We start from the raw sequence: 13,017 nt of genomic DNA on the forward strand, positions 1-13,017 counted from the left end.
TTTTTTCCGAAAAGTGTGAAGGGGGTGGCGAAAATTGCCGAATAAGTCGTCAGGGGTATGCTTATAGCCCAATGAAATGATAGGTTTTTCATCAATTCACTTTGTAAGGGCATTGCAAAATTTGCTTTTTATTGGAATTTTCATTCTGTTAAACACGCGGGTTTGCCGGGTTTATTTCACCCGACTGAGCGCACGGGTGCGTTTCATTTTTTAACAGGCAACGGGCATAATACGTTGATTATCAGCCCCTCTTTGCGGACGCCGTAATGAAAACGCAGCGCATCACTCTGGACGATATTGCTACCCTGGCGGGCGTCACCAAAATGACGGTAAGTCGCTATCTGCGCACGCCGGAAAAGGTCAAAACGGAAACGGCGGAGAAAATCGCCAGCGTGATTGCCGAAATTGGCTACGTCGCGGATAGCGAAAATGTCGCAGCGACCAAACAGAACCCACCGCGCATCGGCGTGTTAATTCCTTCTTTTAACAATCAAATCTTTGCCGACTTGCTGGCGGGTATTGAATCGGTGACCAGCGCGCACGGTTATCAAACGCTGGTGGTCAATTACGACTACAACGCCCAGCGTGAAGAGGAGCAGATCGCCACGGTGCTGGCCTTTAACATCAAAGGGCTGATCCTGACCGAATCTGTGCACACTGTGCGCGCAGAAAAATACCTAAACGCCGCCAACATTCCGGTGGCGGAAGTGATGGGGCTGACCGAGGCGCGTGGACGCATCAATGTGGGTTTCGACAACTATCGCGCCGGCTACGACATGACGGCGATGCTGCTGGCCAGCGGCAAACAGCGCGTTATCTATTTTGGTTCGATGTCCGATCGCCGTGATGAGCAACGCTACGCCGGTTATCGCGATGCGGTTGAAGCGGCCGGGTTGCCTGCGGGCCGGATTGTGCCGAACAAGGTCTCTTCGGTATCGATTGGCACCGGCATGATGACGCTGGCGCGCCAGCTCTATCCGGAGATGGATGCGATTCTTTGTACCAATGACGATCTGGCGGTTGGCGTACTGCAGGAGTGTCAGGCGGCGCGCATTGCCGTGCCACAAGCGATGGCGATTGCCGGTTTTCACGGGCTGGAAATTGGTCAGGCAACCACGCCACGCTTAGCTAGCGTGATCACGCCGCGCTTTGAGATGGGAAAAGTGGCGACGGAGATCATCCTGAAAAAGATCAACCAGCAGCCCACCATCGAGCAGGTCGACCTGCATTATCGCCTTTCAATGGGCGCGACCATTTAAATCACGGCGCATAGCGCAGATGAAGCAGCGGAAAAGGATTTCCCTGACCATCCAGCGGCGAGCGGCCGGTGATAACAAATCCCTGATGCTGATAGAAACCCAGCGCCTGCGGATTCTGCTCGTTCACATCCAGTTCGGTGACATTCATTTGTTCGATGGCGAAGCGCAGTAGCTGTTTGCCTATGCCGAGACCAAACACTTGCGGCGCGACAAACAGCATCTCCAGCCGATTATCCGCCACGCCGAGAAAACCGACGATGTTCTGTTGTTCATCGCGATAAACACGCAGCTCAACCATCGGCAAATATTGCTCGCGCACCAACGGGCGCAGAGCGCGGATATCCGCATCTTGCAGGAAATGATGCGTCGCCCGCACCGAGGCTTCCCATACCGTGGTTATCGCCTCGAAATCGCTCCTCTGCGCGGAGTAAATTCCTTTCATGGTGTTCTCCTTGATATTTTCGTGTCATATCCGTAAACGCTGATGATTAAGCTTTTGACTCGATGATAGCGCGATAAATTGTTGCCACTTCACTCCTTTGTTAGAGTGTGGTGAATTTTAGAGGAATGATTTATGCCGCGCGATAATCGCTTGTCCCGCTCGTTGCACGCACTGATACATCTGGATCGGCACGTTAAACGCGCCACTTCAGAAACGATGGCTAAAATGTTGGGCACTAATGCGGTGGTGGTGCGCAGGATGATGTCCGGCCTGCGTGATAAAGGGTATGTGGTGTCAGAAAAAGGGCACGGTGGTGGATGGGAGCTGCGTGTGGCGTTAACGGAAATATCCCTGCTGGATGTTTATCAGGCAATCGGCGCACCAGCGCTGTTTAGCATTGGTCCGGCTGCGGAGCCCTCGCCTTGTCTGGTTGAGCATGCCGTTGATGCGCAACTCGATCAAACCCTTAGCGAAGCGGAAGCGCTGTTGTTGAAGCGCTTTAGCCAAATTACTGTTGCCGATATTAGCGACGATTATCTGAGTAAAATGGCTAAACTTGGCCTCCCGTCCAATACCTTCCCTAAATGCAGTGAATAACCGATTTTTCCCGGCTATTCATCACATCGGTTAATCCTGTTTTTGTAAGGTGATTTGTGCTTCATGCTTCATGACGTGCGTAGTAATGGCCGCCTGGAAAACCTTAAACATCAAACCATTAATAAAGGTTGTTAGCGTGAGGGTGATAAATGCTGTCATCAGCCAGTCAGCAATTGCCATTCCGCTATGTAATAAATCAGGGTGATAAACCACCATGCCGAAAAATACCACCCAGTGGCTCATGCAATAGAAGCAATGAAACAAGTGACCCAATAATGCGTTCTTTTTAGCGGTCCATGCGCGTAATCCCGCGAATAGCTCAGTTTGGGTAATTGTCATGGAAATACTGGCCGATGCCAGTGCGATCGCCAGGCATATTGACAGGTTCGATATTATTAAGCTGCTCATACATTCTCCTTTTCATCTCAAAGTATCATTTCATGTAACTAACAATATTACATGATGCATTTGGCTACAAGATGCCGAAGAGTCCTAGCTGTAGGAACAGCCATAAATTGGCGAGTTATCGTTATTTATTGGCTTTTGACCATCACATAGCCAGCTAACGTCTTCTTATAATGCTTATCAGTTAATCGCTGACACCGAAATTTCAGAGCGCACTGATCGTAGCGGCGCAATTTATTGCGCGATAAATCGCGCCGCTACGGGATGTGCGACGATTTATCGGTATCACGGTATTCATTTCGACATCAGGAGGAAAGATGGATATGCACGCCGCCTTTATGCAGCAACTGATGCTCTGGATTGAGGACAACATTGAGCAGAAACTCATTCTGGAAACCGTAGCGCGCCGCGCGGGGTATTCGCAGTGGCATCTGCAGCGACTGTTTCGCAGTTACACCGGCGTCGCGCTGGGTACCTATATTCGCGAGCGCAAGTTAACGGTTTCGGTGATTGCGCTGTTGAACAGCAATATGCCGCTGATGGATATCGCCATCAAATATGGCTTCGACTCGCAGCAAACTTACTGCCGCACCTTCCGCCGCATGTTCGACCTGCCGCCAGGCGCGTTCCGTCGCAAATATCTGCACAGTTTGCCGGACATTGACGGGCCCGCTAGTTTGCTGTTTTTGCATCCGCAGAGTCGACTGGCGGCGTAAAGTATTTGCCGGGTGTTGAGCCAAACGCGCTGCGAAAAGCGCTAATATAGCTGCTAACGCTGTCGAATCCGACCTGCCACGCCACTTGCTGCACACTTTTGCCCGCGGCCAATCCTTCCAGTGATTTGAGTAAACGTGAAACCTGGCGATAGCGCGTCAAGCTCATGCCGACCGCGCTGGCCCAATGACGGCTGAGGCTGCGCGGACTGAGTCCCGCCCAGCGCGCCAGTTCGGGCCCGGTGCGTGTATCGGAGGGATCGTCCATCAACAGGCGCGCAATCTGCAGCAAGCGCGGTTCTGCTGGCAGCGGTAACGTCAGCGGATGTTCGGTCGATTCATATAACTCATCCAGGAACACCTCGCACAGGCGATGGTAGCGCGCGCTGCCCCAGTGATCGGGCGACAAGGTTGCCAGTCTTTCCGCCAGCGGCTCCAGCACCGACGGGCAGGAAAGCAGGACGGGATGATCCGGCAAGGGTGCGGCCAGCGCGTCGTCCACCAATACTGTCCAGCCAAGCACCGGGCCCGGCCCGATGATCGCATGTTCAAAGTAGGGCGGAATCCAGCCAACCAGTCGCGGCGGATTGGCGAAAATACCCGACGGCGTTTTCACCGTCATCAATCCCTGCTTCAAACAGAAGAGTTGCCCCGCAGCGTGGCGATGGGTGAAGGTTTCACGGTCCAGCTGTTTCGCTAACGCAGCGGCAATCACTTTCGGCGCATCCGGCTCCAGTAGGCGCTGACGCAGCTCAGCCTGACGCGGATTGCCGGAAAAAGTCAGAGTATCGGTTGGATGGATTAGCATGCCTGGCTCCACAATGCGATGAAGGAGCAAAGTGGCGGAGATAGGTGGGGAAGTAAAGCGTGGGTGTGTATAAGTTGAGGAGTGAAAGGGCGGGATGCGGCCCAGCGGCGATCATTTCGATTTCTTAGGGATTGTCTGCCACTGCAGCAGACCGGCAATGTTGTTTTCACCTTCTGCCTCTTTTAAACGACGCTGTTGCTCGGCGAATTGACCGTATTCAGCTTGCGCTTTTTCATCGGCCATTTTCTTACTGATTGAACCTGCACCTTGCAGCACATCGCGATCGTTAAACTGCAAAAATTGATCGAGTTTGCTCTGCCAATCGCGAAGAAAAATCTGCTGGCGGCGGCGCGCTTGATCTTCTGCGAAATCCAGCCACATCGTGACCACGCGATTAAGCTCGCTCACTTCGTCCTGAACCAGATAATTTTTAGCCACGGTGACATCGCTTCTGCGCACCTCTTCACCTTTGAAACGGGTCAAACCCATATGAGGTTGGCTGGCGTTGGCGCGCAAATGAATCAGCTCGGCAGCGGTATAACCGGTACAGGCAAAGTGCAATTTGTTCTGAATGGTTTGAAAAAACTGCGTGGTCTCTTTGAGGGAAGGTTGATAGTCAGCCGCTAAGGCAAAAATCTCGCGAACGCGTAAATACATCCGACGCTCACTGGCGCGAATGTCGCGAATACGCTCCAGCATCTCATCGAAATAGTCAGGTACTGCGGATGAACCAACCGGCGGATTTTTCAGCCGCTCATCGTCCATCACAAATCCCTTAATCAAATATTCTTGCAGGGTTTGCGTTGCCCATTGGCGGAACTGAGTACCGCGAGCAGAGCGGACGCGATAACCGATAGCGAGAATCATTGGCAGATTGTAATGAAGGGTATTGCGGCTGACTTGACGAGTTCCTTCCTGTTGAACTTGTAAGTAAGACTTACAGGTTGCGTTTTGTTCAAGTTCGCCTTCGTCATAGATCGCTTTAATGTGCTGTGTAATGGCTTGCGGCGTGATTTGGTAAAGGGTGGCGATTGATGCTTGCGAAAGCCAAAGCGATTCCTGCTCGAAGCGACATTCAACCCGCACTTTCCCATCGCCGCTCGCAAACATGACAAATTCGCCTGCTGGTGATGGTGTGGATTGCTCCTCTGACATGTCGCCTCCGCTCTTTTAGGATCTGGTGCACAGTATGCCAGAGAGACGCAATGAAGCTCATTAGTCGATTGGCGATTATTTTATCAACTGCAGCGCAGCAGATTTGGTAAACGGTTGGGGTGCTCCGCAATTACAACCTCTTTATCAGCGTCTACAGTTAACCTATCCACCCTCCTTCACTAAGCCTCTGACACCATGAGCCTTTCTCTGATGCATTATCTTCGTGCGCGCCTGCGTTTGTTGATTTCGATTGTCGCTGGCGTGGCCTGTTATTTCTTCCTGCCTGCGCATCTGGGCATGTTGCAGCGTCTGCTGATTGGCTGGAACGTACTGGCATGGCTCTATCTCGCATTTCTGTGGCTGCGCATGTTAGGCACCGAGGCCAAAGACATTCCGCATATTGCGAAAATCGAGGATGAAAGCGCGACGCTGGTGTTGAGTATGGTGACGCTCACCTGCCTGGTCAGCATTCTGGCGATTCTGATGGAACTCACCACGCTGAAGAGCCTGACGGGAACGCCACGCGTGCTGCATCTGCTGCTGACCGCGGCAACCTTGGTGGTTTCCTGGGCGCTGCTTCCGACGTCATTCGCCATGCATTACGCGCATCATCACTATCTGCGGCGCAGCAAGGATGTCACGCCGATGATCTTTCCTGAAAAGCCCGAGCAGCCGGGATACTGGGATTTTCTCTACTTCTCTTTCACCATCGCGGTAGCTTCGCAAACCGCCGATGTGGCAACGGGCACCACGGATATGCGGCAAATCGCTCTATTACAGTCGGTTATTTCGTTTGTATTCAATCTGGCGATTTTGGGATTGTCGGTGAATGTGGGGGCGGGATTATTAAGTTAGCGGTAGGGGATAAAATTAAAGGCGGAAGATCACAGAAGTTATAGATATAGTATTAATTAATACGCCCATCAAGACCCAAAGTCTGACGTGGTTAATGAGTACATTACTTGTTTTATTAAAAGCTTATGCTTAATTTTTTTTGGTTTAATGGTTTTATATCCCGATAATTTAATTAGCTTTGGTGATAAACTTCTTGTGTTTAATATGTATTATAATTGGCATGTTAGGGCTATTAATGGTTGATCGCTCATGATTTAAACGGTATAAATTAAATTTCTTTTTATCTTTATGAAACTACAAGGATTAGTTATGTCTTTAGATGTTGCCTACTCTTTAGAAATAGAAGATTTTATTGATGCTGATAAAGCTTATGAGTTTTACTGGTCAGGCCTAATAACTAACAAAAAAGCTTTCATTTGTCCTGGCGATAGTTGTAATGCCCAAGTGACGTGCGCAAATATCGATGAAGAAACCCATAACATGAGAGTTGTACCTCATTTTAGGGTATATGGAGAATATGGTGAAAATTGTGAGGTTTTCAATAAAATCCCGCTGAAAATATTGGAGGTTATTACTAGTGAAGGTAATAATGATAAAAAGTCTGTTGATTTATCAGTGGTCGATTCATTTTTTCTAGCAAGACCTGATTCGTATTATGATGTGAAAGATAAAAAAAATAATATTGAAGAAGATGTAAACGAAAAGAGAAGCTATAAAAGTAAATCGATAGAATATAATATTAAGCAAACCGGTTTTATTAGTAGCATCTATTCGGTTAGAACAACTGTCAGTAGATTTCTCAGATACTCTGCGGATAAAACAGTTGGTAACAGAGTTATAAATATAAGTGGAAGTAGCATCCCTTACCCTTCATTCTTTAAGTTAATTTGGGAGCAAGATTTTGAGAGTTTACCTGAGCATAGCTTGATATATTATGGTTGGGCTTATGTAGATAGGCATGAAAATGGATATAAAGTAAAGTTTAAAAAATGTCTTAAAAACAAGTCCGGGGTACTTTTACCTGTTACTCTATTTATTGGTGATAAATTAATCGAGAAATATCCGATTAAAAAATTAGTGACCAAAAGGATTTCTTCAATATCTTCTATAAGTAAGCCTACAGCCTTTGTATTTATCTATGGTAAGCCAAGACTATACAAGTCTCCAACAACATCAAGGGAATACATAAACTTTGATTTATATAACCTCGATATGATAGATGTTAATAAAGATAGTCCAATGCCGAAGAAAAAATAAAAATTAAGGTTTATTTTGATGAGCATGGTAATCTTAATCGATTTAAATAAAGTTAGTAAGCCAGTGAAATTTAAGTCTATCGGCGTAAGATAATAAAGGTTTACAATAGTGCTTTTTTAGTATTTAACGAATGGCGGCAGAAAGGGCAGCGCAAAATTTTATTTCTGATTTTCGCGACGTTTTTATTTCAGTTCATTTGTCAGCTTAAGAAGCTATAACGGGATGCGGTGAAAAAGTATATTAACGCTGGTCAGGGCAAGGCAATTCTTGATGTGTGTAATAAAAGTGGCGGAAGATCACAGGAGTCGAACCTGCCCAGGACCGCTGGCGGCCCTAACCGGATTTGAAATCCGGCCGCCTCACCGGAGACGACGATCTTCCTTTGAAGATGCCGCAGGAGTATAGCGACAATCACGGCGGAATTCTTGATCTCAGCCGTGCGTCACAGCACGTTTTCACCGTGAAGCTGCCGATACTCCTTCGGCGTATTGGCGTAACTCTTTTTAAACACCGAATAGAAATATTGCAGCGACGGGTAACCACACATTTGTGAGATCTCATTGATGCTCAGCGAAGAACACGCCAGCAGCTCGCGCGCTTTCTCCAGTTTTTCGCGGTGAATCATGGCGTGAATGGTGTCGCCGGTTTCATCACGGAAGCGTTTTTCCAGATTCGATCGCGAGATGCCGATGGCATCCAGCACCTGTTCAACTTTAATGCCTTTGCAGGCGTTGAAGCGGATGTAATGCATTGCCTGAATCACCGCAGGATCGTGCAAGGAGCGGAAATCGGTGGAGCGGCGCGCAATCACTTTTACCGGTGGTACCAGAATTCGTTGCAGTTGCAGAGGCTGATTATCCAGCAGGTGATGCAGCAGTTTTGCCGCCTGATAACCCATCTGGCGTGAACCCTGCGCCACGGACGAGAGCGCTACGCGCGACAGATAACGCGTCAGTTCCTCGTTATCAATCCCGATCACCGTGAGCTTTTCCGGCACCGGAATTTTGAGATATTCACAGGCCTGCAGCAGATGGCGTGCGCGGGCATCGGTGACGGCGATGATGCCGGTTTGCTGCGGCAGGGTTTGCAGCCAGTCAGCCAGACGGTTTTGAGCGTGCTGCCAATTTTCCGGCGCTGTTTCCATGCCCTGATAAACCACGCCTTGATAACGCTCGCGCGCTACCAGCTGGCGAAACGCATGTTCACGCTCTTGCGCCCAGCGTTTGCCGCTGGCTGCGGGCAAGCCATAGAAAGCAAAGCGGTTCACGCCTTTCTCTTTCAAATGCAAAAAGGCGCTCTCGACCAGCGCGGCGTTGTCGGTGGCGATGTAATGCACCGGCGGATAGTCCTGCGGCTGATGGTACGATCCGCCAACGCCAACTATCGGCACCGACACGTTCGCCAGCAGTTTTTCAATCATGGGATCGTCGTAATCCGCAATAACTCCATCGCCCAGCCATTCACGGATATTGTCGATGCGGCAACGAAAATCCTCTTCAATGAAAATGTCCCAATCCGTTTGTGATGCCTGTAAATACTCACCGACACCCTCAACCACCTGGCGGTCATAGACCTTATTGGCGTTGAACAGCAACGTAATGCGAAAGCGTTTCTCATGCATCGTGGCGCACTCTCCTAAATCGACAGCACCTTGCATAGCATGGCACGACGGACAGCAGAAAGAATTTGCGCCACATTGTGATCCCCCACGCGATTACACCCGGCGGCGCGTCGCAGTATCCATCCACACCGCCAGTAGCAGAATGGCGCCCTTGACGATGTACTGCCAAAAGGTCGGGACATCCATCATGCTCATGCCGTTATCCAGCGACGCCATGATAAAGGCGCCGATGACCGCGCCCGCCACCGAGCCAACGCCGCCCGCCAGGCTGGTGCCGCCAATCACACAGGCGGCGATAGCATCCAGCTCGGCAATGTTGCCTGCCGAAGGCGAACCCGCGCCAAGGCGTGAGCTCAGGATCAGGCCAGCAATCGCCACCATCACGCCATTGATGGCGAAAACCGCCAGCTTGGTGCGGGCCACATTAATGCCGGAAAGGCGCGCGGCATCCAGGTTGCCACCGATGGCATAAATCCGGCGACCAAAGGCCGTGCGCGTCGCCATAAACATGCCGCCGAGCAGCAGCAGCGCCAGCAGCAAGACCGGCGTTGGCACGCCGCGATAATCGTTGAGCAGCCAGATCGCGCCTAACACCAGAACAGCGGTGACGACCTGTCGCACCAGCGCACCGCTGACGGAAGTTTGCGCCAGACCAAGCTGTTGGCGACGCAGACGCAAGCGCCATTGCCAGAGGATAAACAGCGCCAGGCCAGCAAAGCCGAAGCCAAATCCGATCCCGCCAGGCAGATAGCTTTGGCCAATCTGCGACATCGCCGGGCTGGTAGGCGCTACCGTGGTGCCATCGGTGATGCCGACCAGAATGCCGCGAAACGCCAGCATCCCCGCCAGCGTGACAATAAACGACGGAACTTTGCGATAAGCCACCCACCAGCCGTTCCAGGTGCCGAGCAGCAAACCCATCACCAAAGTCACGACGATGGTGAGCGGCAGCGGCCAACCGAGCCAGACGTCAAAGATAGCTGCAGCACCGCCGAGCAACCCCATCATCGAACCCACCGAGAGATCGATCTCCGCAGAGATAATGACGAACACCATGCCGACCGCAAGAATGCCGGTGATGGCGGTCTGGCGCAGCAGGTTGGAAACATTACGTGCGCTGAGCCAGGCACCGTCGGTGGTCCAGGTGAAGAACAGGGCGATTAGCACAATCGCACCCAGCATCACCAGCACCTGCAGATTTGGCAGCGAGAATTTACCTGGCGCACCTTTACCCGGCGTAGTGAGGCCGCGTTGCGTACTTTCGGTCTTAAACATAGTGTTCACTCCGCAGGGCGGCTTCCATCACCTGCTCCTGAGTCAGGTTATCGTTAATCAGATCGGCTTTGATTTTGCCTTCATGCATCACCAAAACCCGATCGCTCAGGCCCAGCACTTCGGGCAGCTCAGACGAAATGACAATCACCGCAATCCCTTGCTGCACTAGCGAATTGATCAGCAGATAGATTTCCTGGCGCGCGCCCACATCAATGCCGCGTGTAGGCTCATCAAGAATTAAGATTTTTGGATTGAGCAGCAGGCATTTAGCGAGGATCGCTTTCTGTTGATTGCCGCCGCTCAGGCGACCAATCGGCAGTTCTGCCGACGAGGTTTTCACCCTCAGGCGCGCAATGGCCTGATAAATTGCCTGTTGTTCCTGCGCGTCATCCAGCAGCGAAAGCCGGGGGCTAAATTGGTCCAGCGCGGCCAGCGTGATGTTTTTGCCCACGCCCATTAGCGGCACGATGCCATCCTTTTTGCGATCTTCCGGCACCATCGCGATGCCGTGCGCGATGGCGGCGCGGCAGTCCTTGATACGGACTTTCTTGCCGTTAATATGAATATCGCCCTGCCAGCGTCCCGGCCAAACGCCAAACAGACACTGCACGGTTTCGGTTCGCCCGGCACCAACTAGCCCGGCAATGCCAAGAATTTCGCCGCGCTTCAGGCTAAAAGAGACGTTATCCACCCGGCGGATATGGCGGTTGATGGGATGCCACGCCGTGAGGTTCTCCACCTGCAACACGGTTTCGCCAATCTCGTGTGGGCTATGCGGATAGAGCGCCGTCAGCTCGCGTCCGACCATCATGGTGATGATGTCATCCTCACTTAGCCCGGCGGCCGCGCGGGTCGCGATATGCTGACCGTCGCGGATCACGCAGACGGTGTCCGAAATCGCTTTTACCTCGTTGAGTTTGTGCGAAATGTAGATGCAGGCGATGCCATGTTCGCGCAGGTTTTTGATGATGCTAAGCAGCACCTCCGTTTCCTGTTCGGTGAGTGAAGAGGTCGGTTCGTCGAGGATCAGCAGGCTCACCTGTTTATTCAAGGCGCGTGCAATCTCCACCAGCTGTTGCTGGCCTAATCCCAGTTCGCCGACGCGCGTATCCGGCGATACCTGCAGCTTGACCCGCTCCAGCAGCTGCTGGCAACGCAACGTCATGGTTTCATCATCCACCATGCCGAAACGTCCCAGCTCTGCGCCGAGGAAAATGTTCTCCATCACCGTCAGCTGCCGCACCAGCGCCAGCTCTTGATGGATGATCACGATCCCTTTGCGTTCGGTATCACGAATGGTCTGCGCCTGAATCTCGTCGCCCGCAAAATGGATACTGCCTTCAAAGTCACCGTGCGGATACAGCCCGCACAGGATCTTCATCAGGGTCGATTTCCCCGAGCCGTTTTCGCCGCACAGCGACATCACTTCACCGGCTTCCAGCTGCAGGCTCACGTCATCCAGAGCTTTCACCGCGCCGAAACGCTTGGTGATATGGTTCATTTCCAGCAACATCGGCCTCTCTCCTTTACGGGCTCGCGCCTCAGAGTTCGCTCTGCTTGTGGAAGCCGTCTTTGACTACCGTGCTTTCAATGTTGTCTTTGTTCACCGGAATAGGATTCAGCAGGCGCGATGGCACATCTTTCAGGCCATTATTCAGCTTGCTGTTGCTGGCGGGTTGTTTGTCGTCACCGAGTTCCACCGCGATTTTGGCTGCTTCAGTCGCCAGTTCAGTGATGGGTTTGTAAACCGTCATGGTTTGCGTGCCGTTCATAATGCGTTTGATGGCGGCGAGATCGGCATCCTGGCCGGAGATCGCGACTTTGCCGGAAAGTCCCTGCGCGCTTAATGCCTGAATCGCACCGCCTGCGGTGGCATCATTCGACGCCACAACGGCATCAATATGGTTGCTGTTTGCCGTTAAGGCGTTCTCCATTATTTTCAGCGCATTTTCCGGCAGCCACGCATCAACCCACTGATCGCCGACCACTTTAATGCTGCCATTATCAATATAAGGTTTTAACACTTTCATCTGACCGGCACGGAACAGGCGCGCGTTATTATCCACCGGCGAGCCGCCCATCAGGAAGTAATTACCTTTTGGTACTTGCTTCACAATACTTTCGGCCTGTAACTCGCCCACTTTTTCATTATCGAATGAGATGTAAAAATCAATATCGGCGTTATTTATCATGCGGTCATATGCCAGCACTTTAATGCCTTCACGTTTCGCTTCCGCCACCACGTTACTTAAAACCTGGCCGTTATAAGGAATGATGACCAATACATCGACGCCGCGATTAATCATATTTTCAATTTGCGACATCTGCGTTTCTTCGTTGCCGTTGGCCGATTGCACAAACACTTTGGCGCCCAGTGATTCGGCTTGTTTAACAAAGATATCGCGATCTTTTTGCCAGCGTTCCAGACGTAAATCATCAATAGCCATACCGATTTTGACTTCTTTAGCGCTACCCGCGTGACTAAACAGGGCCAGAGCCGCGCAGGCGGCCAACAGTGATTTTTTCATGTTCATGGTATTAATCCTGTAGGTTGAGGCTGTTGTCGTTGTAAGGCTGATAACCAGGCCGATGAATTGTTGCCCTGAGTTTCAGATGACATCAATTACTGA

13 protein-coding genes and 1 tRNA gene are annotated in these 13,017 nt (G+C 51.2%); 5 read left to right on the top strand and 9 right to left on the bottom strand.

Annotation, left to right across the window (positions count from 1 at the left end):
• Positions 1–266: 266 nt before the first annotated feature.
• Positions 267–1,259 (top strand): LacI family DNA-binding transcriptional regulator, encoded by a 993-nt coding sequence (locus tag FCN45_RS00180; RefSeq protein WP_101763867.1) that lies wholly within the window; start codon positions 267–269, stop codon positions 1,257–1,259.
• A gap of 1 nt (position 1,260) precedes the next feature.
• Here FCN45_RS00180 and FCN45_RS00185 read toward each other — a convergent pair whose 3' ends face one another.
• Positions 1,261–1,701 (bottom strand): acetyltransferase, encoded by a 441-nt coding sequence (locus FCN45_RS00185; protein WP_137384843.1) that lies wholly within the window; start codon positions 1,699–1,701, stop codon positions 1,261–1,263.
• 132 nt (positions 1,702–1,833) lie between these two features.
• Between FCN45_RS00185 and FCN45_RS00190 the strand changes: the two genes are divergently transcribed.
• Positions 1,834–2,298, top strand: a complete 465-nt coding sequence (locus tag FCN45_RS00190; RefSeq protein WP_101763865.1) for an Rrf2 family transcriptional regulator — start codon at positions 1,834–1,836, stop codon at positions 2,296–2,298.
• A 30-nt stretch (positions 2,299–2,328) separates the two neighbouring features.
• Here the strand turns inward: FCN45_RS00190 and FCN45_RS00195 are convergent, their stop codons facing one another.
• Positions 2,329–2,706, bottom strand: a complete 378-nt coding sequence (locus tag FCN45_RS00195) for a DUF1360 domain-containing protein (RefSeq protein ID WP_192414310.1) — start codon at positions 2,704–2,706, stop codon at positions 2,329–2,331.
• Between the two features lie 314 nt (positions 2,707–3,020).
• On the opposite strand from FCN45_RS00195, the gene FCN45_RS00200 reads away from it, so the two are divergent.
• Complete coding sequence (locus tag FCN45_RS00200; protein WP_137384844.1) at positions 3,021–3,419, top strand: helix-turn-helix domain-containing protein; 399 nt, start codon at positions 3,021–3,023, stop codon at positions 3,417–3,419.
• On the opposite strand, the gene FCN45_RS00205 is transcribed toward FCN45_RS00200, so the two are convergent.
• On the bottom strand, positions 3,376–4,224 hold the full coding sequence (locus tag FCN45_RS00205; RefSeq protein WP_137384845.1) for an AraC family transcriptional regulator: 849 nt from the start codon (positions 4,222–4,224) through the stop codon (positions 3,376–3,378). The genes FCN45_RS00200 and FCN45_RS00205 overlap by 44 nt on opposite strands.
• 111 nt (positions 4,225–4,335) lie before the next feature.
• Positions 4,336–5,379, bottom strand: a complete 1,044-nt coding sequence (locus tag FCN45_RS00210; protein ID WP_137384846.1) for a virulence RhuM family protein — start codon at positions 5,377–5,379, stop codon at positions 4,336–4,338.
• Between the two features lie 195 nt (positions 5,380–5,574).
• Here FCN45_RS00210 and FCN45_RS00215 point away from each other — a divergent pair, with 195 nt between their 5' ends.
• Both FCN45_RS00215 and FCN45_RS00220 read left to right on the top strand, forming a co-directional pair.
• On the top strand, positions 5,575–6,234 hold the full coding sequence (locus tag FCN45_RS00215; RefSeq protein ID WP_101763861.1) for a DUF1345 domain-containing protein: 660 nt from the start codon (positions 5,575–5,577) through the stop codon (positions 6,232–6,234).
• A 309-nt stretch (positions 6,235–6,543) separates the two neighbouring features.
• Positions 6,544–7,491, top strand: a complete 948-nt coding sequence (locus tag FCN45_RS00220) for a hypothetical protein (protein ID WP_137384847.1) — start codon at positions 6,544–6,546, stop codon at positions 7,489–7,491.
• Positions 7,492–7,777: 286 nt separating this feature from the next.
• Here FCN45_RS00220 and FCN45_RS00225 read toward each other — a convergent pair.
• From FCN45_RS00225 to xylF, 5 genes are all read right to left on the bottom strand, one after another.
• Positions 7,778–7,872 (bottom strand) — tRNA-Sec (locus tag FCN45_RS00225).
• A 61-nt stretch (positions 7,873–7,933) separates the two neighbouring features.
• Positions 7,934–9,112 (bottom strand): D-xylose utilization transcriptional activator XylR, encoded by a 1,179-nt coding sequence (gene xylR, locus FCN45_RS00230; RefSeq protein ID WP_137384848.1) that lies wholly within the window; start codon positions 9,110–9,112, stop codon positions 7,934–7,936.
• Between the two features lie 93 nt (positions 9,113–9,205).
• Positions 9,206–10,387: a xylose ABC transporter permease XylH gene (gene xylH, locus FCN45_RS00235; protein ID WP_101763860.1), complete on the bottom strand. Its 1,182-nt coding sequence runs from the start codon at positions 10,385–10,387 to the stop codon at positions 9,206–9,208.
• Complete coding sequence (locus FCN45_RS00240) at positions 10,380–11,900, bottom strand: xylose ABC transporter ATP-binding protein (RefSeq protein WP_137384849.1); 1,521 nt, start codon at positions 11,898–11,900, stop codon at positions 10,380–10,382. The genes xylH and FCN45_RS00240 overlap by 8 nt, the downstream gene beginning before the upstream one ends.
• Positions 11,901–11,928: 28 nt before the next feature.
• Entirely contained in the window at positions 11,929–12,921 is a 993-nt protein-coding gene (gene xylF, locus FCN45_RS00245; protein ID WP_101763858.1) for a D-xylose ABC transporter substrate-binding protein, read from the bottom strand.
• Positions 12,922–13,017: the final 96 nt, after the last annotated feature.

The organism is Pantoea sp. SO10 (assembly GCF_005281435.1).
In the GTDB taxonomy this organism is placed as follows: domain Bacteria; phylum Pseudomonadota; class Gammaproteobacteria; order Enterobacterales; family Enterobacteriaceae; genus Pantoea; species Pantoea leporis.